This is a genomic window from Ralstonia sp. SA306, from assembly GCF_054792405.1.
Genome location: NZ_CP096452.1, coordinates 1,107,349 through 1,130,150, shown reverse-complemented (window position 1 = coordinate 1,130,150; position 22,802 = coordinate 1,107,349). Strand labels below are relative to the sequence as shown.

Below are 22,802 nucleotides of genomic sequence, written 5' to 3'. Positions count from 1 at the left end.
CGGTCACCCGGCGTCGCGCGTTACTTGGACGGAGCCTGCATCGTGCCGCCCATCTGCGCGCAGGTGCCGGCGGGCACGTATTTCCACGACATTGGGTCCTTGTCCATCTTCGATTGGCCGGCGCAGGCGTGGGCGCTGCCCGGGCTGGCGCAATCGTTCTGGCCGGCCTTGGCGACGCCGTAGCACTTTTCCTTGCCGGCGGCATCAGCGGCCTGCACCGGTGTCGACAGTGCGCCCAGCGCGAGCAGGCTACCCAGAGCGGCGGCGATCATGGCGTGTTGTTTCATTTGTGTTCTCCTTGAGTGGCAGGTGTCGTTGAACGGCGGACAGGGCCAAATCCCTCGCCGTACGGTGCACTGCGGCATCGCGCAGATGTGTTCCGTGCACCTTCGTCGGCGCACGTGGGCGTTCCTGACACGGAGAACAGAAATTTTTTTGATTTTTTTTTTGTGAGGCAAACCGCCAATAAAAAAGGCGACCCCAATGGGCCGCCTTCAGGCTGAACAGGAAAAATTTACCTGGCGTGCGCCGCGCGCGTGCGCGCCGCCTTCTTGGCGGCGGCGGATCGGCCGGCTGCGCCCTTGGTAGCAGCGCCCTTCTTGGCCGCGGCCGAGCGCTCGCTGCTCGAACGCTTGGAGGCCGCGCTATGCGCCTGCTTGGACAGCGACGACTTGGAAGCCGCCGAATGGCCTTCCTTCTTCAGCGTGCGTGTTGTGGTTTTGCTGCGCTTGGCCGTGGATTCCTTGCTCGCACTGGCGTGGCTGCCGGTCTTGTTGCCTGCCTTGCTGCCGGCCTTGACGTCATGCTCCGCCTTCTTGCGCGTGGCGGCCGATGCCTTGCCTTCCCCCGGCGGCTTGACGGCAACGCCCGCGCGGCGTGCCTTCGATAGACCAATCGCAATGGCCTGCTTGGTGTTTTTCGCACCGTGCTTGCCTTCGCGGATGTGATCCATCTCTTCCTTCACGAAGTTGCCCGCCTGGGTCGAGGCGGCTTTGCCGTGGCGCTTGTCGGCGCGCGCACGTTCTACGGTTTTGCGTTCCGGCATGATGACGTCCTCCGTTGGGTTGGGGCGCCGGCCGGTCATACTGGGCATCAGCCCACAGATCGACAAACCGGCGGCGCTTGCAAACAACCACGCAACCGGCATACCTGCATCGCCTGCGTTCAGCCCACGCGGAAATGCTCGATGCTCTGCCCTGCGTTGACGGCGCGCCGCAGCCAGTCGGGCATGTCGCCCGAGCCGTCCCAGTGCTGGCCGTCGGCGCTCATGTAGACCGGGCCGATGGGTGCGGATGGCGCGGGCGGCGGCGGTGGCGCGTCAAAGCAGCCATGCGCCTGCAAATCTTCGACAGACAGGTCATAGGTTTGCATTTGTTCCAGGATCCAGGCGATCGCGGTTTCGCGACCCGGCTCCGGCGGGTGACCTTCCTTCATCTTGTACGTATGTTTGGGGTTTCTGTCCGCTGGCTGCCAAAGGGAGAGAGAGGCAGGCGCAGGGCGCGCCGGGCGCCAGCGGAAAACGCACAAGAATAACAGCAGTTGGACTGCCGATTCGTGTTGCGAATGTGGGGGACTATTGCGTGTATTGCGTTATTTGGTAACGGGGGATTCGCCCCGTGCCCGCAACCAGCGATACGGCGACCACCCCAGGTTCATGCCCGCAGCCGCCAGCAGGATCGCCCCCGCACCCAAAAACTGCGCCAGTTGCAGCCGATGCCCGAACGCAACGATGTCCACCACGATGGCGACAATGGGATAGATGAACGACAACGATCCCGTCAGATGCGTCGGCAGCCTCTGGATGGCGCCATAGAGCAGGATGTACATCAACCCTGTATGCACCACGCCCACCGTGACAAGGATCACCCACGTATGCGCATCGGCCGGCGGATGCGACAGGTTGGCCAACGGCGCCAGCATCAGCACGCCCACACACACCTGGATGAGCGCAATCAGATGCGGCGGCGTACCTGCGAGCTTCTTGATCAGGAGCGCCGCTACCGCATAGGCAAACGCCGCGCCCAGCGCCATCGCAATGCCAGTCAGGTAATCGGTCCCCATGCTGGCCGCAGGCCCCACTTGCACGATCAGTACGACGCCGATAAAGGCGATGGCCAGCCATGTGAGTTTGGCCGCCGTCAGCTTTTCTGACAGAAACAGCGCGCCCAGCCCGACCAGCATGAACGGCTGCGTGTTGTAGACCGCCGTCGCAATCGAGATGGATGCGCGCGGATACGCCGCGAACAGCAGCAGCCAATTGATGACGATTGCCACGCCGCCCAACGCGGCAATGCCCGCACGCCGCCACGTGATGGCGCCGCGCAGCAGCCCCAGGCCGGCGCACACCCCCAGCAGCGTCAGCGCGCCGAACACGCAGCGCCAGAACACAACGTCGGCCACCGGCTGGCCTGAGCGGACAACGAACCAGCCGATCGTCCCGGAGATGACCATGGCGGTGGTCATCTCGACCGTGCCGCGTGTCTTATCGTTCATGCGAACCACCTTGAGCGTTGGATGCAATCAGGATCGCATGCGGATGGGCTCACTTCCATTGCTTTTCTAAGGCAAAATTGGCGTTCTTTCTAATGAAGTAAGGCGAAGTGCCCGAATTGGAGGCGGAACGCAATGAACACGATTGACGCGCTGGATCAACGCATTCTCGACGTTCTACTGACCGATTCCCGCATCTCGCTCAAGCAACTCGCCGAGCAGGTGGGGTTGTCATCCCCCAGCGTGTCGGAGCGCCTGCGGCGGCTGGAAGAGCGCGGCGTGATCCGGCATTACACCGTCGACATTGACCCGGCGGCGCTGGGCTACACGCTGCAGGCCATCGTGCGCGTGCGGCCCATGCCGGGCAAGCTGCATATCGTGCAGAAGCTGATCGAAGAGATTCTCGAGATCGGCGAATGCGACAAGGTCACGGGCGAGGACTGCTTCATCGCCCGGCTGTATGTGCGCTCAATCGACCAGCTCGACCAGATTCTCGATCGCGTGGCGTATCACGCTGAGACCAACACCGCCATCGTCAAGACGCAGCCGGTAAAGCGGCGTGCGCCGCCGTTTGCACCGGCTGACTGACGTGCCGTCGGTTATGCGGCAACAGCGGGCTCCTGGATGGCTGCGCGAGCCATGGCTTGCCGCAGATCGGCAATCAGATCTTCCGGCGCTTCCAGCCCGACATTGAGCCGCACCAGGCGGCCGCGATAGTGGCGGTTCGGTCGCGCCAGATCGGGATACGGCATCACCAGGCTGCTCGTGCCGCCCCAACTCATGCCGATCCGGAACATGCGCAGCGCATCAATGAATGCGTTGACTTGTTCGGCCGAGACGCTTTCTTGGAACACCACCGAAAACACGCTGGTTGCGCCGGTAAAGTCGCGCTTCCAGAGCTCATGGCCGGGGCATGACGGCAGCGCCGGATGCAGCACGGTCGCAATGCAGTCCTGCAGATGCAGCCAGCGCGCCACCGCCAGGGTGGACGTTTGCAGGCGCTCAAGCCGCAGCCCCAGCGTTTGCAGGCCACGCAGCGCCAGGCTGCAATCGTCGGGCGATGCGCCCATGCCCAGATCGGCAAACGCGCTGCCCACACGCTCGAACATCGCCTCCGAGTTGACCGAGACCGACCCGAGCAACAGGTCGCTGTGGCCGCCCACGTACTTGGTCAGCGCCTGCATGCTGATGTCCACGCCGTGCGCGAAGGCATCGAAATACACGCCGGCCGTGTACGTGTTGTCGAGCGCCACCGGCACGCCGCGCGCGTGCGCCTCAGCCACGATTGCCGGCACGTCCTGCACTTCCATCGTGACCGAGCCGGGGCTTTCGGTCCAAACAAGCATGGTGTTCGGCCGGATGAGTCCGCCGATGCCTGCGCCGATGAGCGGGTCATAGATTTCGACTTCGATGCCCATGCGTTTGAGCAGGCCGTCAGCCATGCTGCGGTTGGGCCCGTACGCACTGAACGGCACCAGCGCATGGCTGCCCGCGCCGCAGCAGGCCAGGTAGACGAGCGCGATGGCCGCCTGCCCGCCGGGGACGATAAAGCTGTGGCGGGCGCGTTCCAGTTGCGCAATCCGCACGCCGAGTTCAATGGCGGTCGGTGTGCCGTAGAGGCCGTAGGTGTAGCCGTGCTGCGCATGGCGCCAGTCGTCCACGACCTGCGCTGCGTTGTCGAACAACACGGTTGAACCACGGTAGACCGGGGTCACCAATGACCGAAAGCCGCCAGGGGCAAGCGTTTCGGGGCTGACGAGCTGGGATTGCCAATGCATGGGATGGACCTCTGCGAACGCGTGGACCACGAAATCCTATGTCACGTCAGCAGAGTAATTTCAGCTATTCTGACCAGCCAGACGCAAAAATTTCTCGCTCCATGCCCGTTATGGCCGCACAGAAATCGCTCGAACTCGACGCATTCGACATTGCCATCCTCAACGCTGTTCAGCGGTGCTACACCACGCCGCTGCGCGTGATTGGGGAGCAGGTCAATCTATCGACCGCCGCCGTGCAGCGGCGCATCAAGCGAATGGAGGAAGCGGGCGTCATCGTCGGCAACGTGGCGGTAGTCGACCCCGAGCGGGTGGCCAAACCCATCACCGTGATCGTTGAGGTGCATGCCGAGCGCACCAATACCGCTGCAATGGCTGCGCTCAAGAAGGCGCTCTCCGGCCCCGAGGTGCAGCAGTGCTACTACGTGACGGGCGAGGCCGATTTCGTCCTCATCCTGAACGTGGCCACGATGACGGAGTACGAAGCTCTGGCGCGACGCCTGTTCGACGACAACGACAACATCCGGTGGTACCGCACGGCGGTGGTGCTCAACCGCGTGAAGGTCGGGCTCGAGGTGCCGCTGGGCTAGCGATGCGTGCCGTTCCACCGCCTGCACAATGCGTCAATACGGGGATGAGGCTATAGTGCCCCGGCGCACCGCCTGATAAGGTTCGCGCGCCATAACACGTACGCTGGCACGACCGGCGTCCTTGAAGGTACCAAAGGAGCTCCTATGCAGAATCCAAGAACAGGCATGCGGTGGATCGCCGCTGCAATCGCATCGATCAGCATCACGACCGTCGCACACGCGGCATCCGTCGCACCCGTGGCCGCAGAAAACGGCATGGTCGTTGCGGCACAGCATCTGGCCAGCAAGGTCGGTGTGGAAGTGCTCAAGCGCGGCGGCAATGCGGTGGATGCCGCAGTGGCCGTGGGTTACGCGCTGGCCGTGGTCTATCCGGCAGCCGGCAACCTGGGCGGCGGTGGTTTCATGACCATCCAGCTGGCCGATGGCCGCAAGACCTTCCTCGACTTCCGTGAAGTCGCGCCGAAGGGTGCCACCGCCAACATGTACCTCGACAAGGACGGCAACGTCATCAAGGGTGCGTCCACCAAGGGCCACTTGGCCGTGGGTGTGCCTGGCACCGTGTCCGGCATGGAGTATGCGCGCCAGAAGTACGGCACCATGCAACGCGCTGCACTGATCGCGCCGGCCATCACGCTGGCCGACAAGGGCTTCGTCCTCGATCAGGGCGATGTCGACATGCTGCACACCTCCACCAAGGACTTCCAGGAAGACGCCGCATCGGGCGCGATCTTCCTGAACAAGGGGCAGCCGTTCCAGGTGGGCGAGAAGCTCGTCCAGCATGACTTGGCCAAGACGCTGCGCGAGATCAGCAACAAGGGCACCGACGGCTTCTACAAGGGCTGGGTCGGGCAGGCCATTGCTGCATCGAGCAAGGCCGGTGGTGGCCTGATCACGCAAGAAGATCTGGTCAGCTACAAAACGCGCGAACTGGCGCCGGTCGAGTGCGACTACCGTGGCTATCACGTGGTGTCGGCACCTCCCCCGAGTTCAGGCGGCGTGGTCATCTGCGAAATGCTGAACATCCTGGAAGGCTATCCGCTCAAGGACCTGGGCTGGCATTCCGCGCAGGCCACGCATTACCAGATCGAAGCCATGCGCCACGCCTATGTGGACCGCAACAGCTACCTGGGCGACCCGGACTTCGTGAAGAACCCGCTGGACCGCCTGCTGAGCAAGGACTATGCGGCCAAGATTCGCGCTGTGATCGACCCGAAGAAGGCGGGTGTGTCGAAGGACATCAAGCCGGGCGTCGAGCCGCATGAGGGCAGCAATACCACGCACTACTCGATTGCCGACAAGTACGGCAACGCCGTGTCGGTCACGTACACGCTCAACGACTGGTTTGGTGCGAAGGTGACGGCCGCCAAGACGGGCGTGGTCCTGAACGATGAAATGGACGACTTCACCGCCAAGGTCGGCGTGCCTAACCTGTACGGCCTGGTGCAGGGCGAGGCCAACTCGATTGCCCCGGGCAAGCGTCCGCTGTCGTCGATGAGCCCGACCATCGTCACCAAGGACGGCAAGCCCGTCATGGTGGTGGGCACGCCGGGCGGCAGCCGCATCATCACAGCCGTCATGCTGACCATGATCAACGCGATCGACTACGGCATGAACGTGCAGGAAGCCGTCGACATGCCGCGCTTCCACCAGCAATGGCTGCCGGACGTGACCAACGTCGAGCCGTACGCGCTGTCGGAAGATACGCGCAAGATCCTGACGTCGATGGGCCACAACCTGGGGGCGCCGCAGCCGGCCAACCACCTGGCGGCGATCATCGTCGGGGCGCCGTCGCTGGGCGGCAAGCCGGTCGGCAACAACCGCTTCTATGGCGCGAACGATCCGCGTCGCAACACGGGGCTGGCAGCCGGTTATTGATCGGCATTGCAGCACCCGCAGCACGAAAAAAAGCCCGCCGAAACTTGGCGGGCTTTTTTCTTGGCGACGTTTTCCGGGTCAGGCCGCCGCAGTCAACACCGGCAGATTGCCCTCGCCAAAGCCGTGGTGCCCGCGCCGCTGCACGATCTCGAAAAAGATCTCGCCTGGATGGCGCTTGACGAAGGTTTGCAGGAACAGTTTGGGCACGCCGTCAACGATCTCGCCGTCGACCAGGATGCCGTATCGGCGCAAGGCTTCCAGGTCCAATCCGTGACGGGGCAGGCGCGCGTCGACGGTGTCGTAGTAGTGTGCCGGGGGCTCGACGAAGGTGAGGCCGTTGGCGGCCAGCGCGGCGGCTGTGCGCAGGATGTCGTCGGTGGCCAGCGCAATGTGCTGCACGCCTTCGCCGGGGTGGTCGGGCAGGTAGGCGTGCATGAGGTGCGCGCGGTGCGTGCCTTCTTCATAGAGCGGAATGCGGATCATGCCGCACGACGACACCATCACGCGGGAATCCGCCGCGACGTGCCAGTTGGCATGCAGCTCGTGGATTTCGCTGAAGCCGAGCTGGTTGCGGTAGAAGTCGATCCAATCCTGCAGACGGCCAGCGCCGACGGTTTGCGTCAGGTGGTCGACCCGCGCCAGCCCAACGCCGGCGTGGTGCCAGTCCTCAAGCGCGGTTGCTGCATCCAGCGGCCGGAAGTCGATGTCGTAGATGGAGATGTCACCCAGGCCGCCCTTGGCGCCGTGCTTGCCGCGCCAGCGGTCGACAAAATACAGATGCGTGTCGCCTACGCCTTGGATGGCCGGGATCACCAGTTCGCTCGGGCCGATCGGCTCGGTTTCGGCCGGCCATGCACCCAGTTCGACGGCGCGGTCGTAGGCGTGATGCGCATCGTCAACGCGGATGCCGATGGCGCAGATACCCACGCCATATTCCTCAGCCCAGCGGTGCGCGAAGGAATCGGCTTCGGCGTTGACGAGGAAGTTCATGTCGCCTTGCCGGTACAGCGTGACGTCCTTGCTTACGTGCCGAGCGATGGCCTTGAAGCCGAGCGATGCGAACACCTGGCCGAGCGCAGCCGGCGCTTGCGTGGCGAACTCGATGAACTCCAAGCCGGCGGTCTTGAATGGCAGGTCGGCGTTGCGGCTCATGGTCAAACTCCTGTGGCTGAAGCAAAGAATGCGGACACCGCATTGTGTACCACGCGGGTGGCAATGCGCATCCCGCAGTCGCTATGCGGCAGCTCTTTGTGGATCCGGCTGGCTCTGCAGCTTCGGTAGCCAAAGGAAGGCGATGGACGCCAGCACGGCGCCGGCAAGCATCATCGGCGCCACCATGGGCCAGGCACCGAGGCTGTGCGATGTGTCGTCAAACGCTGCCGCGGTCTGCCCGAGGCAGAAGGCTGCCAGCATCATGATGAAGCCTGACCATGACACCGCCCGCCCTGCAAGATGCGGCAACTCGCCCACCGCGCCTGCCTGGCCGCAAGGCTGGTGGATGCCGTGGCCCATGCAATAGACGCCATGCCCGAGCAGCAGCGGCCACGCCTGCCCGGGAAGCAGCCAGCAGCCCAATCCCTGAATGCAGGCGCCCAACAGGCTGAGCATTGCGCCTTGCTGCACAGTCCGCACGAGGCTCTGGCGGCGCAGCAGGCGCCGGCAACCGGTCGTACTCACGATATAGACGAGCGAGCCGCCGGCCGGTATCCAGCCATAAAGCTCGGGTGACAGGCCGAGGTATGCGATATAGACCATCGGCGAAAGCAGCAGAAAGCAGAAGATGCCGGCGTAGGTCGTGGCCGCCAGCAGGCCCCAGACGCGAAAGTCCGCGCTGGCGAAGATCTCGCGCATGCTGCCCGCCTGGGCGTGTGTCTCTTGCCGGGTTTCGGCAAAGCCGTACCAGCACATCGCCCACAGCACGATTGCATAGATGCTCATGCCCGCCAGCACCCACCGCCAGCCTGCGTGTTGCGCGACAAAGGCACCGAGAATCGGTGCCATCAACGCCACGAAACCCAGGCCCGTGAGGCCGCGTGCCATGACGTGCGGACCATCGCGCGCCGGGTGCAGATCGCGCACAGCGGCGCGGGCGCACACCAGGATGGCGGCCATCGAGAAACCCTGCAGGGCGCGTGCGGCGGTCAACATGGAAGCGGTTGTCGCCAGCGCGCCGGCCAGTGCAGCCATGGCATAGCACGCGAGCCCGAGCAACAGCACCTGGCGGCGGCCAAAACGATCGGCAAGGCTGCCCATCGGCAGTTGCCCGATGCCAAAGGCCAGCGCGAAGACCGTGAGGCTCGCGCTGGCCGATCCCAGCGTCTGGGCAATGGCGGGCAGGGCGGGAAGATAACTGTCGGTCGCAACCGGTTGCGCCGATAGCAGCAACGGCAGCAGCAGGGCAAAGCTCAGGGGGCGACGCGTCATCGGCTCAGTATGCAATGGCCGCGCTGCGCCGCAGCTCATCTGCGGTGGCGGTGCCGAAGCCGAAGAACTCCAGATACGCGGGAATCATCTCGAACAGCATGTCGGTGCCGACCTGGACATCGCAGCCCTTGTCGAGCGCTGCGCGCAGCAGCGGCGTGTACTCGGATTTCATGACCACCTCGCCGACAAAGCAGCTCGGCGCGATGCGTGCCACGTCGAAGGGCAGCGGATCGTCTTCCTTCATGCCGACCGGCGTGGCGTTGACGACCACATCGAAGCCGTCCGGATCATTCGACCCGGTGCGCACCACTAACGCGGGGTAGTGCTCGCGCAGACGCAGCCCCAGTGATTCAGCGGATTCTGCGCGCGTGTCATACAGAGCCAACTCGCCGACACCCGCAGCCGCCAGCGACGCGGCAATCGCCGAGCCGACACCGCCGGCCCCCGAGAGCAGCACACGCGCCCCTTCCAGTTTGCGCCCCTTGCGCAGCACGCCGCGCACGAAGCCGGCACCGTCGAACTGATCGCCCAGCAACGTGCCGTCATCGCGCTTGAGCACCGCATTGCAGGCGCCCGCGATGCGCACGGCGGGCGTGACTTCGTCGACCAGATCCACCGTGGTGACCTTGTGCGGCATGGTGATCAGCGCGCCACGCAGGTTGGTAAAGCGGCAGATCGATTCGAAGCTCTGCGCGTAATCCTCTGCCTTGACCCCCATGGGCACCACAACGGCGTCGATGCCTTTTTGCTCGAACCAGGGGTTGTAGATCATCGGCGACTTGAACGTCTCGGTCGGGTAGCCGATGTGGGCGATGAGGGTGGTTTTTCCAGAAATCATGGTTCAGGCGTGCGTGTTTCAGGCGGCCAAGGCTCCGGCCCGCTGGCGGGCATATTCAGCCTTGTCGACGGGTTGGGCGGCTGGTTGGCCCAGGTCGTCCATATGAATGCGGTAGGTCTCGCGTGCGGTCATGGCGGCCACGGCGGCGATCACCGTTACGCCAAAGGCAATGGCGCCCACGGTCAGCCAGATGTTGGTGGCGCCCGGCGGTGCCACGGCGGTGAAGAGGGCCGGCAGCATGGCAGTGATGGCCGTGCCGACGTTCTGCGAAATCGCCATGGCCGACACACGAGTACGCGTCGGGAACAACTCCGGATAGAAGCTCGGGAACACCGCGTTGTAGCCTTGGTAGACCACGCCCCACATCAGAATCGAGATGACGAAGGCGAGCGGCACGTTCTTGATGCTGATGGCGTACAGGTAGGCAAAGGCGAGCAGGCCAGCGAGCAGCGAACCGATCACGATCGGCGGCTTGCGGCCGATGCGGTCGGACAGGTCACCAACATACGGAATGACGAGTACCGCAACGATGTTGCCCACCACCGGAATCCACAGGTAGATGTCTTGGGCAAAGCCGATGCCGTATGCCGGCTGCACCGCATAGGCGGCGCCAAAGATGGTCGCTACCACCGGAATCACGTTCATCAGCGCCATGCAGACCACGCGCAGCATGTCGGGCGTGCTGTATTTGAAGGCGTCGATCACGGGGGAGCGCGGGCGGCCTTGTTGCTGTTGCTCAGCGGTAAACGCGGGGGTTTCGTGCACTTCGCGGCGGATGACGTAGCCGGCGATGATGACGACGAAGCTCAGAACGAACGGAATGCGCCAGCCCCAGGCGTTGAACTGGTCGGCGGGCATGTAGTGCGCCAGCGGTAGGAACACGGCGGCCGCCAGGATCTGCCCGGCCTGCACGCCTTGCAGCGTAAAGCTCGCGAAGAACCCGCGCCGGCCAAACGGCGCGTGCTCCAGGATCATCGAGCTGGCGCCCGAGATTTCACCGGCCACGGCAAAGCCTTGGATCAGGCGCATGATGACCAGCAATGCGGGAGCCCACAGGCCGACTTGGTCATACGTGGGCAGCAGGCCCACGGCAATGGTCGAAAAACCCATCAGGAACATGCACCAGAGCAGCACGTTCTTGCGCCCATGCGTGTCGCCCAGATGGCCCAGCACGAACGCGCCGATTGGTCGCGCGATATAACCGACGCCGTACGTCGCCAGCGAGGCGATGATGGCCGTCTTCGGGTCGCCTTTGGGGAAGAAGATCTGCGGAAAGATCAGCGCCGCTGCGGTGGCGTAAATGAAGAAGTCGTAGTACTCGAGCGCCGAGCCGATCCAGCCGCTGGCGGCGGCTTTCTTCGACTGGTGCTTGCCCAGGGGCTCGTGGGCAGGGGCTGCGGTCATGGTTGTCTCCGGTTTTATCTGTGCGGCCTATCGTGCAACTCGTGCGATTCGTTCGATGAAGGGCCGTCTGTACACGCAACGCAGCGTAGTCCGCCGCCCGGGCGGGGCACAAGCGACTGCCGATTGAATTCGTTCGATAATCGCACAACATGGTGCGAATAACGTACGACTCAAGGGTTTCTCCGAGTTCATCGGTCTGTCAAAGCGTGAGGTCTTGGTGCAACGGACGTGCGCGGCGCGCTACAGCACACGCATGATCGAAAGCGCTGTGTCCTGCAGCACCTGCAGCACGCGCTGCAAGGCGTGCTCCGTTGTTTCTTCACCGACTTGCATGTTCACGCTCAACGCGGCGATCACGTTGCCGTGCCGATCCCGCAGCGGTACCGCCACGCCGCGCACGCCAATCTGCAATTGCTGTTCGACCACGGCGTAATCCTGCCGGCCCGCCTTGCGGATTTCATCGAACAGGCGGTCCCGCTGCAGGATGGTGTACGGCGTGTAGGGTGTCAGCACGCAGGTCTCCAGCCATGCCTTGACCTTCTGCTCGGGTTGCGCGGCCAGCATCATCACGCCGGCTGAGGCGAGCGGCGCCGGCACGCGCGCACCCAGCACGAAGCCCGTGCTCATGACTCGGCTGGTGCTGGTGCGCGAAATGAAGACGAGCTCCCAATCATCCAGCACGCTGAGGTACGCCACCTCGCCCACGGCGGCGGTCACCTGCTGCAGGAAGGGCTGCACCGTGCGCGGCAGGCGCGCCGAATCGAAGTACGACCAGCCCACCTTCAGCACGCGCGGCGTCAGGCTGAACAGCGTGCCTTCGCTGGTGAGGTAGCCGAGGTGTTCGAGCGTCAGCAGGTAGCGGCGCGCGGCCGTGCGGGTGAGGCCGGTCAACTCGGCAGCCTGGGTGGGCGTCAGGCGCGGGTGCTCGTGGTCGAACGCCTCCAGGATGGCGAGCCCTTTTTCCAGCCCAGCGATCCAGTCGCGCCGGCTCAGCGGTTCCTTCGTCATGGCGATAACCCTAAAAACGAGCGATATGTGCGCACGATTGTACGATCATCGCACGTTGTTGCGCGAATGCCGCTTGTGAATGCATGGTGCGCCCACCTACGCTGCGGGCATCGTCAGACCAACGCATTGCCATGAATTCGCCCCGCGCAGCGCGCCATCCCAAATGCATCGCCACCGTGTGCCTGTCCGGCACGCTGCCTGAAAAGCTGGAAGCCGCGGCCGCCGCGGGCTTTGACGGTGTCGAGATCTTCGAAAACGACCTGTTGAATTTCGACGGATCGCCGGCGCGCGTGCGGCAAATGGCGGCGGACCTTGGGCTGGCGATCATGCTGTACCAGCCCTTCCGCGATTTCGAGGCAATGCCCGGCGAACTGCTCGCACGCAATCTGGCGCGCGCCGAGCGCAAGTTCGACGTGATGGCCGAATTGGGCGTCGACACGGTACTGGTCTGCAGCAACGTGCAGGACATCGCCATCGACGACCCGGCGCGCGCGGCAGACGATCTGCGCCAGATGGCGGAAGCAGCGGCACGGCGCGGGCTGCGCGTGGGCTATGAGGCACTGGCCTGGGGGCGGCACACGCGGACCTGGCGCCAGGCGTGGCAGATCGTGCGGCAGGCTGACCACCCGGCGCTCGGGCTGATTCTCGACAGCTTCCATACGCTGTCGCTGGGCGACACGCTGGATGGCATTCACGACGTGCCGACAGACAAGCTCTTCTTCGTGCAATTTGCAGATGCCCCAAAGTTGTCGATGGACGTACTGTCCTGGAGCCGGCATCACCGTAACTTCCCGGGGCAGGGTGACCTTCCGGTGACGGACTTTGCGCGCGACTTGCTTGCTGCGGGCTATACCGGGCCCTTGTCGCTCGAAGTCTTCAACGACGAATTCCGCTCTGCACCGGCGCGGCTCACGGCACTGGACGGCATGCGTTCGCTGCGCTGGCTGGAGTCCGAAGCTGGTGGTGCGGAACTGCCCGCGGCAGCTCAATTTGAAGGCGTGGATTTCCTGGAGTTTGCCGTGGATGCAGCGGCAGGACGGGAACTTGAAACGCGCCTGCGTGCGCTGGGTTTTATCCTTGCGGGGCACCATCGCTCCAAGGCGGTTGACCTGTATCGGCAAGGTGGCGTCAACGTGATCCTGAACATGGAGCAGGACAGCGCGGCGTCGGAACACTTTCAGCTGCATGGGCCGTCTGTCTGTGCGATCGGCCTGAAGGTGGACGATGCCGAGCGCGCCATGGCACGCGCACGTGAGCTGTGTGCCCAGGAGTGGCGCGGGCCCGTGGGGCCGACTGAGCGCAGCATTCCCGCGCTGCGCGCACCCGATGGCACGCTGCTCTATCTGATCGACGATCGCCATGCCGATCGCAGCATCTACGAGAGCGATTTTGTCTTGCATCCTGGCATGCAAGACGGTGCAGCAGGTTGGGCATCGATTGACCACGTTGCGCAGGCGCTGCCGGCGCACCGGCTCGACAGCTTCGTGCTGTTCTACCGGGCCATCTTTGGCATGCACGCCGAAGCTGTACAGGAGATTGCCGACCCGTACGGCCTCGTGAAAAGCCGGGCGATGGTGAGTCCGGACCGCAACGTGCGGATTCCACTCAACGTATCGGAAAGCGGGCGCACGGCCACGGGCAGGTTCATCACCGCCTACGCGGGCTCGGGGGTGCATCACATTGCATTCCGCACTGAGCGGCTGTTCGAGACCATTGAGGCCATCGACCGTGGCGCGGCCCGCCTGCAGCACGTTCCCGAGAACTATTACGACGACGTTGCCGCCCGGCTTGGTCTGGATGAAGCGCTGCTCAACCGCCTGCATGACGATGGTCTTCTCTACGACCGCGACCCGCACGGCGATTTTCTGCACGCCTACACCGAGCCCTTTCGCGAGCGCTTCTTCTTCGAGCTTGTCCAGCGCAACGGCTACCTGGGCTACGGCGCAGCAAACGCTGCCGTGCGCATGGCTGTGCAGGCACAACTGAGCCGCGGCACCACCACTTCGGCTGACCACTGAGACACGAGAATTTTTGCGCTCACGGTTGTGCGGCCGTGGGTGCTATCCACGCAACACCACGGCTGCGCGTGCGGCCGTCGCACATCCATACCCATCACACCAAAGAGGAGACAAGGGAGCCATGAACAAGACAATGATTGCCGCACTGGTGCTCGGAGCCACGAGCCTGCCAGCGGCAGCGCAAACCGCAGGCGGTGTCACGCTCTACGGGCTGATCGACACCACCATCCGCTACAGCACGCACGAAAATGCGGCGGGCAGCAGCAATCTGCAGATGATGGACGGCGTGCTGACCGGTAGCCGCTGGGGCTTGCGCGGCACGGAAGACCTGGGCGGCGGCACCAAGGCCATGTTCATCCTGGAATCGGGCTTCTTCCCCGATACCGGCGGCAGCCAGCAGGGCGGGCGCCTGTTCGGACGCACCGCGGTGGTCGGCCTCGAAGGCGACTACGGCAAGCTTTACCTCGGTCGGCAATACACGCTGGCGCACGAGGTCTTGTCTTCGTACGAGGCGATGGCGTTTGCCAACAACTCCATCGTTGGCTATCAGGGCGGCAACTACACCGGCCTGCGCTACGACAACACGGTCAAATACATCAAGTCGTTCGGCGGGCTGCAGCTTGCGGGCGCCTGGACCTTTGGCGAGGCTGCGGGCAGCTTCAGCAAGAGTTCGGCTGGCGCCGGCTCGATCGTCTACAGCATGGGGTCGGCTGAAGTGGGCGCGGTGTACCAGGTCACGCGCGATGTGTCATCGGCGTTCTTCGGCGCGGTGCCGGCGGCGCTCGCCAGCAAGCAGACGGTCTGGGGTTTTGGCGGCAAGCTCGATACCTCGATTGCCACGTGGTACCTGGGCTATACAAACAGCCGCCTCGACGTGGCCGACTACAAGAACCAGGCCGCCTATGTGGGCGCGAAAGTACCGATCTCCGGCGCACTGAGTTTCATCGGCACCGTGCAGTACGACTGGATGAAGCACCTCGATGCCAGCGGCAAGCGCCTGACCACCGCCGGTATGCTCGACTACGCTCTCAGCAAGCGCACTGACGTCTACGCCGAAGTTGATTACACCCGCCTGCAAGGCGCCTGGATTGCGCTGAACAGCGCGGCCACGTTCAACAACTCGGGCAACACGTATGGCAACAACTCGCGCCTGGGCGTCATGCTGGGCGTGCGGCACAAGTTCTGATCGCTTTGATCATGAAAAAGCCCGCCAGAGCCTCGGCGGGCTTTTTCTTTGTTGCGATCAATGCACTGGGCAGTCGCGCGCGATCACGTCACCCACCATTGCGGCGGTGGCGCCGGATAGCGTCCAACCCAGATGCCCGTGGCCTGTGTTGTAGAACACGCGCCCATGCCGCCCACGGCCGACGCGCGGCATCATGTCCGGCATCATCGGGCGCAAGCCCGCCCACGGCACCACGCGCGACGTGCCAATCGCAAAGTTGCGGCGCGTCCAGGCCACCAGGGGTTCGATGCGATCCGCGCGGATATCGCGGTTGTAACCGTTGAACTCGGCCGTGCCGGCCACGCGGAAGCGGCCGGTGCCAAGTCGGCTGGTCACGATCTTCGCGCTCTCATCGAGCAGGCTGACCCACGGCGCGCCTTGCATGCTGGCTTCATCGTCCAGGTGCACCGTGATGGAATACCCCTTGACCGGATACACGTTGATGCGATCGCCAACCATTTGTGCGATATGCCGGCTGCCCACGCCCGCGCACACGACCATCGCGTCGGCGGCAAGGTCCTGCACGACGTTCGCCTCGCTGGTGGAAAGGCGGTCATCCAGCGTGGTTTGCAGCAGGAGACGAACGCCGTGCTCTGTGGTTTGCACATCGCGCACGTCCACACCTTGCAGGAAGCGCACGCCGCGCTTTTCGCAGGCCTGCGCGAGGCCGCGCGTGAACTTGTGGATGTCGCCGGTGGCGTCGGACTCGGTGAAATAACCGCCGTAGTAGTTGCCCCGCAGTGTGGGCTCGATGGCGGCAATGTCTTCCGGGCTCACGGCGTGGCGCTCAAGCCCCCCGGCGATGAGCAGGGCGTTGGCCTTGCCTGCGGCCGCAAAGCTCGCCTTGTCGTGATAGACGTGCAGAATGCCGCGCTTCTGCAGGTCGAAATCGATCTGCTCCCGTTCGGCCATCGCAAACAGATGCTTGCGGGCCTCGATGGCCATGCGCGTGGTTTCGATAGTGTTGCGGCGGTAGTGCGCGATGCTGGCCACGAACTCGCCGATCCACGAATACTTATGCCAGGACGGCTTGGGATTGAGCAGGAGCGGGGCGTCGTTGCGCAGCATCCATTTGATGCCCTTGAGCAGCGTGCCGGTGCTGTTCCAGACTTCAGCGTTGCTGGCGGAAAGCTGCCCGCCGTTGGCGAACGAGGTTTCCATGGCCGGATACAAGTGGCGGTCGAGCACCGTGACCTGATAGCCGAGTTGCGAGAGCGTGTAAGCAGTGGTGACGCCGGATATACCGGCGCCGACGATGACGATGTGCGTCATGGCGGTCCCTATGGAGTGATGTCATGACCGGACGATCCGGTCGGCTCACCCCATCTGTCTTGGGACCTGAGAGCTTGGGCGCCAGCAGCGGTGGCGCCTTCCCCTTCGGTGGGCGCACGCATGCACGCCTCTCTCCAGATTCGCAGTCGACGCCACAGTCCTTTTGCCTGAGAGTTTCCGGGGTGGTTGCTCCATCGGCGCCGGGCGTTGCGCGTGTGTGCGTTGAGCCCGGTCTCTCCTGCGGCGTGTTGCAGCTGTCGTTGGTGCGTCAGCCGCGCCTGCGTGCTGCCGGTGTGGGCAGCGGGACGGAGTGTGTCACGGGTTGTGACGTTCGGCAAGTCGGGCTGTCCCGGGGGCAACGGATGGCGTGTCGTCCTTCAGGTCCACGCCACTGCGGCCGAGCGCCAGCGCGCCTTTGAGCAGGAACACCAGCCGGGCCGCTGCCTGGTCATAGGTCAGGCCAGCCGGCCGAACATTCGAGATGCAGTTACGCTGCGCATCGGAGCACCCAACGCGCGGCGCGTAGGTCAGGTAAGTGCCTAGGCTGTCTGGCGAGCTCAACCCGGGCCGCTCACCGATCAGCATCACCACCTGCCGCGCGCCAAGCAGCGAACCGATCTCATCGCCCAGCGCCACACGAGACTGCGCGGCGATGACCACGGGGCCGATCGACCAGTCGCGCGGCAGACGCTCGCGCACGCAGCACAGGAGCGGCATGCCGTGGCTTTGCGCCGCCAATGCGGAAAGCCCGTCAGCAATCACAAAGACAACGTCGAAGGGTTGCGCTGGCCGCAACGCGCCGAGTTTTGCGCGGCTGGCATCGTCAAGCCGGCGGCCAAGATCGGGACGGCGCAGATACTGGGCGCGATCGGCTGCCGCGCTGTGCACGGTCAACGCCGTGAAGCCCGCCTGTTCAAGCGCGGCCGCCACTGCAGCGATATCGAGCGGCAAGTGCACGGCATCGCGCGCCTGGGCATGCGCCACGCCAAACGCGAGCACGGCGTCGGTCGTCTGGCTGTTGCCGGCGCGGCCCAGCGCAATACGTGCGTCGGTAAAGGCACGCAGGTGTGTCCACGGATTCGGTTGAACGAGCGTGTGTTTCGGCATGTGCGGATATCCAACGGGGTTCACAGCGCGTGGGCCAACCGCAGCAGCGGCTGCTGCGCCGTGGCGTCTTGCAGGCGCCCAGCGGTGTCGACAATACCCATGCTTTGCAGCCACGCCTCAAACTCCGGCGCCGGCCGCAGGCCCAGCGTGTCGCGCAGATAGAGTGCGTCATGAAACGACGTGCTCTGGTAGTTCAGCATGATGTCGTCGGCGCCCGGCACGCCCATGATGAAGTGGATGCCGGCCACGCCAAACAGGGTGAGCAGCGTATCCATGTCGTCCTGATCGGCTTCGGCGTGGTTGGTGTAGCACACGTCGCAACCCATCGGCAGGCCCATGAGCTTGCCGCAGAAGTGGTCTTCCAATCCGGCGCGGATGATCTGCTTGCCGTCGTAGAGATACTCCGGCCCGATAAAACCGACCACCGTGTTGACCAGCAACGGCGAGAACGCCCGCGCCACCGCATAAGCACGCGCCTCCATGGTTTGCTGATCGACGCCGTGATGCGCATTGGCCGACAACGCGCTGCCCTGGCCGGTCTCGAAATACATCACGTTATTGCCGACCGTACCGCGCTCAAGGCCCCGCGCGGCGTCATGCGCCTCGGCCAGCAAGGCAAGGCTGATGCCGAATCCCGCGTTGGCCTGTTCGCTGCCCGCCACCGACTGAAATACCAAGTCCACCGGCGCGCCCTGGTCAATGGCGCGCAGTGTGTTCGTCACGTGGGTCAGCACGCACGACTGCGTGGGAATGGCGTAGCGATTGCGCAGTTCATCGACCAATTGCAGCAGCGAGACGATCGCGCCGAGATTATCGCCCGCAGGGTTGATGCCGATGGTCGCATCGCCGCAGCCATAGAGCAGGCCATCGATGATCGACGCGGCAATACCTTTGGGGTCGTCCGTCGGGTGGTTGGGTTGGAGCCGGACCGACAACCGGCCGGGCAGCCCGATGGTGTTGCGAAAGCGCGTGACCACGCGGCACTTGCGGGCGACGGCGATCAGATCCTGATTGCGCATCAGCTTGCTGACCGCGGCAGCCATTTCGGGCGTGATACCGGGCGCGACGTTTGCCAGTGTCTGGCTGTCCGTCTCATGCAGGAGCAGCCAGTTACGAAATTCGCCCACCGTCAGCGAGGCAATCGGCTGGAAGGCCCGCGCGTCGTGCCGATCAAGAATCAGGCGCGTGACCTCGTCTTTCTCATAAGGCACCAGCGCTTCGTTAAGGAACGCCGACAGCGGCACGTCTGCCAGCGCCATGCGCGCGGCCATGCGTTCGCCTTCGCTGGCAGCGGCCAGGCCCGCCAGATAGTCGCCGGAACGCGCCGGGCTGGCTTTGGCCAGGAGCGTCTTGAGATCGTTGAACACATAGCGCTGCGCGCCAATGGTCTGAGCGAAGTGCATGATGGGATACGCGGAAGAGTCCAATGACGGTGACGGCGGTGTCTATCCTGCCACTTTAGTTGCCTTACATGCCACGGCGGCAATGTTCTAATACGCGTTTCCCAAACATCGATCTCTCCCCGCCAATGACCGCATCCGCCACACCGTCCCGCACACATCAAGCGGGCTCTGCCATGGAAGTGCTGGCGGTCTTTCTCAAGCTGGGTCTCACCAGTTTCGGTGGGCCGGTGGCACATATCGGCTACTTCCGGCGCGAGTTCGTGGAGCGCCGCCGCTGGCTGGACGACGCAACGTTCACGGACCTCGTGGGCCTGTGCCAGTTTCTTCCCGGGCCTGCCAGCAGCCAGGTGGGATTCTCCGTCGGGCTGCTTCGGGCGGGGTGGCGCGGCGGGTTAGCAGCATGGTGCGGCTTTACGCTGCCTTCCGTCTTGTTGCTGCTGGCCTTTGCGATGCTCGCGCCGAGCCTGGGCGGCCCGATTGGCGCGGGCCTGATCCACGGTTTGAAGCTGGTTGCCGTTGCGGTAGTGGCACAGGCCGTGTGGGACATGGCACGCAAGCTCTGTCCTGACTGGCAGCGCGCAGGTATCGCGCTGATCAGCATCGCCGTGCTCAGCGCGTTGACAACCGTATACGCGCAACTGGTCGTGATCGTGCTCGGCGCCATGCTCGGGCTGGCGTTGTGCAGATCGTCCCGTCAGGCGAGTGGTGGTCCGAGGGCGGAGCAGGGGGCTGCATTCCGCGTGTCCCACGTGGCGAGCATCGTCTGCATGGTCCTGTTTTGCGCGCTGCTGTTCGGGCTTCCTGTCGCGACGGATCTCCATCCGTGGATGCCCGCCAAGGTGTTCGACGCTTTCTATCGTTCGGGCGCGTTGGTATTTGGGGGCGGGCACGTCGTGCTGCCCCTGCTGGAGCAGCAGACTGTTGCGACTGGCTGGGTCGCGTCGAACGATTTTCTGGCTGGCTATGGTGCCGCGCAAGCCGTGCCGGGGCCGCTATTTACCTTCGCCGCTTTCCTCGGCTGGACGATCGGCCCGGGGCTGAATCACTGGGCCGGGGCTGCGCTTGCCACGGTGGGCATTTTTCTGCCGGGCCTGCTGCTGGTCATTGCCGCGCTGCCTTACTGGCAGGCGTTGCGCGCTCGCCCCTCCATGGCAGCGTTGCTGGCAGGTGTGAATGCCGCGGTGGTCGGGTTGCTGGCGTTTGCGCTTTACTCGCCGGTCTGGACGAGCGCCGTGCGGTCATGGCTTGATTTCGCTGTCGCGGCGATTGCGTTTCTGCTGCTGACGCGATGGAAAACGCCACCGCTGATTGTGGTGGCGTTTTGTGCGGCGGCGGGCGTTGCCGCAGCCGTGCTGGGTTGAATCGCGCTCTCCCTACGAGCGGCAACCGGTAGCTGCGCAAAGGCAGCGGGTCATTCGTCCATGAGCCGAACCCTGACCTTCTTGCCCTTCAGCGTGCCGGCGTTGAGCTTGCGCAGCGCATCGCGCGCGATGCCGCGCTCGACCGCGACGTAGGTCGAGAATTCGGTCACGTTGATCTTGCCGATCTGGTCGCCGCGAAAGCCGGCATCGCCCGTCAACGCGCCGAGCACATCGCCAGGGCGGATCTTCTCCTTGCGTCCGCCGAGAATCTGCAGCGTTTCCATTGGCGGCAGCAGCGGGGCGTCATTGCCGGTATCCAGCTCGTCGAGCTTGTGCCATTCGACCTCGCGCCCGAGGGCCTGCTCGATGTTGCCGACGCGCCCCATCTCATCCATGCTCGCGAGGCTCAGCGCCCAGCCGTTCTCATCGGCACGGCCCGTGCGGCCAATGCGATGCACGTGCACTTCGGGGTCAGGCGTCACGTCAACGTTGATCACCGCTTCGAGCTGTGCGATGTCGAGCCCGCGCGCGGCAACGTCGGTCGCGACGAGCACCGAGCAACTGCGGTTCGCGAACTGGATCAATACCTGATCGCGCTCGCGCTGCTCGAGTTCGCCATGCAACGCCAGCGCGTGGATGCCCTGCGCGCGCAACACGTCAAGCAGGTCGCGGCATTGCTGCTTCGTGTTGCAGAACGCGAGCGTGCTCACCGGCCGATAGTGCTTGAGCAGCAGCCCGACCGCATGCAACCGCTTGTTGTCGGGCACCTCGTAGAAGCGCTGGCGAATCTTGCTGTCGTCGTGGCGCTCTTCGAGCTTTACCTCTTTTGGATTGCGCAGAATGCGCTGGCTCAGCTTCGCAATACCTTCCGGGTAGGTTGCTGAGAACAGCAGCGTCTGCCGATCAGGCGGGCATTGGCGCACGACTGTCGCGATGTCATCGAAGAAGCCCATGTCGAGCATGCGGTCGGCTTCGTCCAGCACGAGCGTCTTCAATGCGCCGAGCGCGAGATTGCCGCGCTCCAGATGGTCCATGATGCGCCCCGGTGTGCCGACGATGACATGTGCGCCATGCTCGAGGCTCGCCGCCTGCGGACGCATCGGTGTGCCGCCGCAGAGCGTCAGTACCTTTACGTTTTCTTCGGCGCGTGCCAGACGGCGGACCTCCTGTGCCACCTGATCGGCAAGCTCGCGCGTGGGGCAGAGCACCATCGCCTGCACGTCGAAGCTGCGCGCGTCGAGCCGTGCGAGCAGGGCCAGCGCAAACGCTGCAGTTTTGCCGCTGCCGGTCTTGGCCTGCGCGATCAGGTCGTGCCCCGCAAGCGCGATGGGCAGGCTTGCAGCCTGGATCGGCGTCATGTCGGTGTAGCCGAGCTGCGCAAGGTTCGCGAGCACGGCCGGGGCGAGCGCTAGGGTGGTGAAGGGCGTGGCGGTTGGTTCGATGGTCATGTCGTTGCGTTGGATCACTTGAGCGGCTTGCCTTCGATTTGCTTGTAGATGACCCGGCCGTCTTTGGTTTCGACGCGTTTGAGATAGTTGCGCGCGCCGCATAGCGCACAGCGGAACAGCGGTCCTTGGCCCTCATCCTTGATGACGACGTCGGACAGCTCCCACTGCGTGCCGCAGCTCTGGTTGATGCAAGTGAACACGGTTTTCTCTAAATGGATTGTTCGTTGCGCCTCGATGACGAGGCAGGTGGACCGGGGCCGCGAGCGCGCCGATGTCAATCTGGATCATTACCTCAACCACAAATGGCGTTGCCAAGCCGTTCGTAGGAGATTGCGCTGCCCTTTGGCTATGTTGGCCTGACAGGTGGGAAAGTCATCTCGTCTCGCGACGCCCACGCCATGCGCCCAATGCATCCTGTTGGTGCAACAGATTCGCGGCTACAACGTTGAGAGCGATGGAGATATGGGGCCGATCCTGCAGATCGTCACGTTTTCCCCGCCGGACTCTAACACACCCATTTAGGCCAGTAAGGCGCGGGCTAAACCTATGTGACGACTGGCAGGA

At 64.1% G+C, this 22,802-nt stretch carries 21 protein-coding genes and 1 riboswitch; of the genes, 6 read left to right on the top strand and 15 right to left on the bottom strand.

Annotation, left to right across the window (positions count from 1 at the left end; genetic code table 11):
- Positions 1-20: 20 nt before the first annotated feature.
- From M1D44_RS21660 to M1D44_RS21645, 4 genes are all read right to left on the bottom strand, one after another.
- Positions 21-287, bottom strand: a complete 267-nt coding sequence (locus M1D44_RS21660; protein ID WP_024978729.1) for a BufA1 family periplasmic bufferin-type metallophore — start codon at positions 285-287, stop codon at positions 21-23.
- A 227-nt stretch (positions 288-514) separates the two neighbouring features.
- Positions 515-1,045, bottom strand: a complete 531-nt coding sequence (locus M1D44_RS21655; protein ID WP_045204032.1) for a hypothetical protein — start codon at positions 1,043-1,045, stop codon at positions 515-517.
- Between the two features lie 119 nt (positions 1,046-1,164).
- On the bottom strand, positions 1,165-1,434 hold the full coding sequence (locus tag M1D44_RS21650) for an H-NS family nucleoid-associated regulatory protein (RefSeq protein ID WP_024978731.1): 270 nt from the start codon (positions 1,432-1,434) through the stop codon (positions 1,165-1,167).
- Positions 1,435-1,590: 156 nt separating this feature from the next.
- Entirely contained in the window at positions 1,591-2,493 is a 903-nt protein-coding gene (locus M1D44_RS21645; RefSeq protein ID WP_316852415.1) for a DMT family transporter, read from the bottom strand.
- Positions 2,494-2,625: 132 nt separating this feature from the next.
- Here M1D44_RS21645 and M1D44_RS21640 point away from each other — a divergent pair, with 132 nt between their 5' ends.
- On the top strand, positions 2,626-3,078 hold the full coding sequence (locus M1D44_RS21640) for an Lrp/AsnC family transcriptional regulator (protein WP_316852414.1): 453 nt from the start codon (positions 2,626-2,628) through the stop codon (positions 3,076-3,078).
- An 11-nt stretch (positions 3,079-3,089) separates the two neighbouring features.
- Here the strand turns inward: M1D44_RS21640 and M1D44_RS21635 are convergent, their stop codons facing one another.
- Positions 3,090-4,268, bottom strand: a complete 1,179-nt coding sequence (locus M1D44_RS21635) for a cystathionine beta-lyase (RefSeq protein WP_316683093.1) — start codon at positions 4,266-4,268, stop codon at positions 3,090-3,092.
- A 110-nt stretch (positions 4,269-4,378) separates the two neighbouring features.
- Between M1D44_RS21635 and M1D44_RS21630 the strand changes: the two genes are divergently transcribed.
- Both M1D44_RS21630 and ggt read left to right on the top strand, forming a co-directional pair.
- A complete protein-coding gene (locus M1D44_RS21630) occupies positions 4,379-4,855 on the top strand; it encodes an Lrp/AsnC family transcriptional regulator (RefSeq protein WP_024978735.1) in 477 nt (158 codons plus the stop codon).
- 144 nt (positions 4,856-4,999) lie between these two features.
- The gene (ggt, locus tag M1D44_RS21625) at positions 5,000-6,730 is read left to right on the top strand and encodes a gamma-glutamyltransferase (protein WP_024978736.1); all 1,731 of its coding nucleotides are present in this window, start codon (positions 5,000-5,002) and stop codon (positions 6,728-6,730) included.
- A 78-nt stretch (positions 6,731-6,808) separates the two neighbouring features.
- Here ggt and M1D44_RS21620 read toward each other — a convergent pair whose 3' ends face one another.
- The 5 genes from M1D44_RS21620 to M1D44_RS21600 form a co-directional block, all read right to left on the bottom strand.
- A complete protein-coding gene (locus M1D44_RS21620; RefSeq protein ID WP_316852413.1) occupies positions 6,809-7,882 on the bottom strand; it encodes a 4-hydroxyphenylpyruvate dioxygenase family protein in 1,074 nt (357 codons plus the stop codon).
- A gap of 81 nt (positions 7,883-7,963) precedes the next feature.
- On the bottom strand, positions 7,964-9,154 hold the full coding sequence (locus M1D44_RS21615; protein WP_112188043.1) for an MFS transporter: 1,191 nt from the start codon (positions 9,152-9,154) through the stop codon (positions 7,964-7,966).
- Positions 9,155-9,158: 4 nt separating this feature from the next.
- Complete coding sequence (locus tag M1D44_RS21610) at positions 9,159-9,992, bottom strand: shikimate dehydrogenase family protein (RefSeq protein WP_112188041.1); 834 nt, start codon at positions 9,990-9,992, stop codon at positions 9,159-9,161.
- An 18-nt stretch (positions 9,993-10,010) separates the two neighbouring features.
- Entirely contained in the window at positions 10,011-11,396 is a 1,386-nt protein-coding gene (locus tag M1D44_RS21605; RefSeq protein WP_316852412.1) for an MFS transporter, read from the bottom strand.
- 240 nt (positions 11,397-11,636) lie between these two features.
- On the bottom strand, positions 11,637-12,404 hold the full coding sequence (locus tag M1D44_RS21600) for an IclR family transcriptional regulator domain-containing protein (RefSeq protein ID WP_316852411.1): 768 nt from the start codon (positions 12,402-12,404) through the stop codon (positions 11,637-11,639).
- A gap of 131 nt (positions 12,405-12,535) precedes the next feature.
- Here M1D44_RS21600 and M1D44_RS21595 point away from each other — a divergent pair, with 131 nt between their 5' ends.
- Positions 12,536-14,422 carry a bifunctional sugar phosphate isomerase/epimerase/4-hydroxyphenylpyruvate dioxygenase family protein gene (locus tag M1D44_RS21595; RefSeq protein ID WP_316852410.1) on the top strand — a complete coding sequence of 629 codons (1,887 nt, stop codon included), beginning with the start codon at positions 12,536-12,538 and terminating at the stop codon, positions 14,420-14,422.
- Between the two features lie 121 nt (positions 14,423-14,543).
- Complete coding sequence (locus M1D44_RS21590; RefSeq protein ID WP_024978742.1) at positions 14,544-15,608, top strand: porin; 1,065 nt, start codon at positions 14,544-14,546, stop codon at positions 15,606-15,608.
- 57 nt (positions 15,609-15,665) lie between these two features.
- On the opposite strand, the gene M1D44_RS21585 is transcribed toward M1D44_RS21590, so the two are convergent.
- The 3 genes from M1D44_RS21585 to M1D44_RS21575 all read right to left on the bottom strand — a co-directional run bounded on the left by M1D44_RS21585 (position 15,666) and on the right by M1D44_RS21575 (position 19,429).
- Entirely contained in the window at positions 15,666-16,919 is a 1,254-nt protein-coding gene (locus tag M1D44_RS21585) for a D-amino acid dehydrogenase (RefSeq protein ID WP_112188039.1), read from the bottom strand.
- Between the two features lie 145 nt (positions 16,920-17,064).
- A riboswitch (glycine riboswitch) is annotated at positions 17,065-17,170 on the bottom strand.
- 64 nt (positions 17,171-17,234) lie between these two features.
- The gene (gene eutC, locus M1D44_RS21580) at positions 17,235-18,026 is read right to left on the bottom strand and encodes an ethanolamine ammonia-lyase subunit EutC (RefSeq protein WP_316852409.1); all 792 of its coding nucleotides are present in this window, start codon (positions 18,024-18,026) and stop codon (positions 17,235-17,237) included.
- 20 nt (positions 18,027-18,046) lie between these two features.
- On the bottom strand, positions 18,047-19,429 hold the full coding sequence (locus M1D44_RS21575) for an ethanolamine ammonia-lyase subunit EutB (protein WP_316852408.1): 1,383 nt from the start codon (positions 19,427-19,429) through the stop codon (positions 18,047-18,049).
- A gap of 125 nt (positions 19,430-19,554) precedes the next feature.
- Here M1D44_RS21575 and chrA point away from each other — a divergent pair, with 125 nt between their 5' ends.
- On the top strand, positions 19,555-20,790 hold the full coding sequence (gene chrA, locus M1D44_RS21570; protein WP_024978746.1) for a chromate efflux transporter: 1,236 nt from the start codon (positions 19,555-19,557) through the stop codon (positions 20,788-20,790).
- 50 nt (positions 20,791-20,840) lie between these two features.
- Here chrA and dbpA read toward each other — a convergent pair whose 3' ends face one another.
- Positions 20,841-22,238 (bottom strand): ATP-dependent RNA helicase DbpA, encoded by a 1,398-nt coding sequence (dbpA, locus tag M1D44_RS21565; RefSeq protein WP_024978747.1) that lies wholly within the window; start codon positions 22,236-22,238, stop codon positions 20,841-20,843.
- 14 nt (positions 22,239-22,252) lie between these two features.
- Positions 22,253-22,438, bottom strand: a complete 186-nt coding sequence (locus M1D44_RS21560; RefSeq protein WP_024978748.1) for a hypothetical protein — start codon at positions 22,436-22,438, stop codon at positions 22,253-22,255.
- Positions 22,439-22,802 lie beyond the last annotated feature (364 nt).

What these genes read in the sequence shown, in the direction of transcription:
- M1D44_RS21635 (WP_316683093.1), bottom strand. Translation starts at nt 4,268, where the DNA reads ATGCATTGGCAATCCCAGCTCGTCAGCCCCGAAACGCTTGCCCCTGGC.
- M1D44_RS21655 (WP_045204032.1), bottom strand. Translation starts at nt 1,045, where the DNA reads ATGCCGGAACGCAAAACCGTAGAACGTGCGCGCGCCGACAAGCGCCAC.
- ggt (WP_024978736.1), top strand. Translation starts at nt 5,000, where the DNA reads ATGCAGAATCCAAGAACAGGCATGCGGTGGATCGCCGCTGCAATCGCA.
- eutC (WP_316852409.1), bottom strand. Translation starts at nt 18,026, where the DNA reads ATGCCGAAACACACGCTCGTTCAACCGAATCCGTGGACACACCTGCGT.
- M1D44_RS21600 (WP_316852411.1), bottom strand. Translation starts at nt 12,404, where the DNA reads ATGACGAAGGAACCGCTGAGCCGGCGCGACTGGATCGCTGGGCTGGAA.
- M1D44_RS21660 (WP_024978729.1), bottom strand. Translation starts at nt 287, where the DNA reads ATGAAACAACACGCCATGATCGCCGCCGCTCTGGGTAGCCTGCTCGCG.
- M1D44_RS21630 (WP_024978735.1), top strand. Translation starts at nt 4,379, where the DNA reads ATGGCCGCACAGAAATCGCTCGAACTCGACGCATTCGACATTGCCATC.
- M1D44_RS21650 (WP_024978731.1), bottom strand. Translation starts at nt 1,434, where the DNA reads ATGAAGGAAGGTCACCCGCCGGAGCCGGGTCGCGAAACCGCGATCGCC.
- chrA (WP_024978746.1), top strand. Translation starts at nt 19,555, where the DNA reads ATGACCGCATCCGCCACACCGTCCCGCACACATCAAGCGGGCTCTGCC.
- M1D44_RS21590 (WP_024978742.1), top strand. Translation starts at nt 14,544, where the DNA reads ATGAACAAGACAATGATTGCCGCACTGGTGCTCGGAGCCACGAGCCTG.
- M1D44_RS21645 (WP_316852415.1), bottom strand. Translation starts at nt 2,493, where the DNA reads ATGAACGATAAGACACGCGGCACGGTCGAGATGACCACCGCCATGGTC.
- dbpA (WP_024978747.1), bottom strand. Translation starts at nt 22,238, where the DNA reads ATGACCATCGAACCAACCGCCACGCCCTTCACCACCCTAGCGCTCGCC.
- M1D44_RS21615 (WP_112188043.1), bottom strand. Translation starts at nt 9,154, where the DNA reads ATGACGCGTCGCCCCCTGAGCTTTGCCCTGCTGCTGCCGTTGCTGCTA.
- M1D44_RS21595 (WP_316852410.1), top strand. Translation starts at nt 12,536, where the DNA reads ATGAATTCGCCCCGCGCAGCGCGCCATCCCAAATGCATCGCCACCGTG.
- M1D44_RS21610 (WP_112188041.1), bottom strand. Translation starts at nt 9,992, where the DNA reads ATGATTTCTGGAAAAACCACCCTCATCGCCCACATCGGCTACCCGACC.
- M1D44_RS21620 (WP_316852413.1), bottom strand. Translation starts at nt 7,882, where the DNA reads ATGAGCCGCAACGCCGACCTGCCATTCAAGACCGCCGGCTTGGAGTTC.
- M1D44_RS21585 (WP_112188039.1), bottom strand. Translation starts at nt 16,919, where the DNA reads ATGACGCACATCGTCATCGTCGGCGCCGGTATATCCGGCGTCACCACT.
- M1D44_RS21605 (WP_316852412.1), bottom strand. Translation starts at nt 11,396, where the DNA reads ATGACCGCAGCCCCTGCCCACGAGCCCCTGGGCAAGCACCAGTCGAAG.
- M1D44_RS21575 (WP_316852408.1), bottom strand. Translation starts at nt 19,429, where the DNA reads ATGCACTTCGCTCAGACCATTGGCGCGCAGCGCTATGTGTTCAACGAT.
- M1D44_RS21640 (WP_316852414.1), top strand. Translation starts at nt 2,626, where the DNA reads ATGAACACGATTGACGCGCTGGATCAACGCATTCTCGACGTTCTACTG.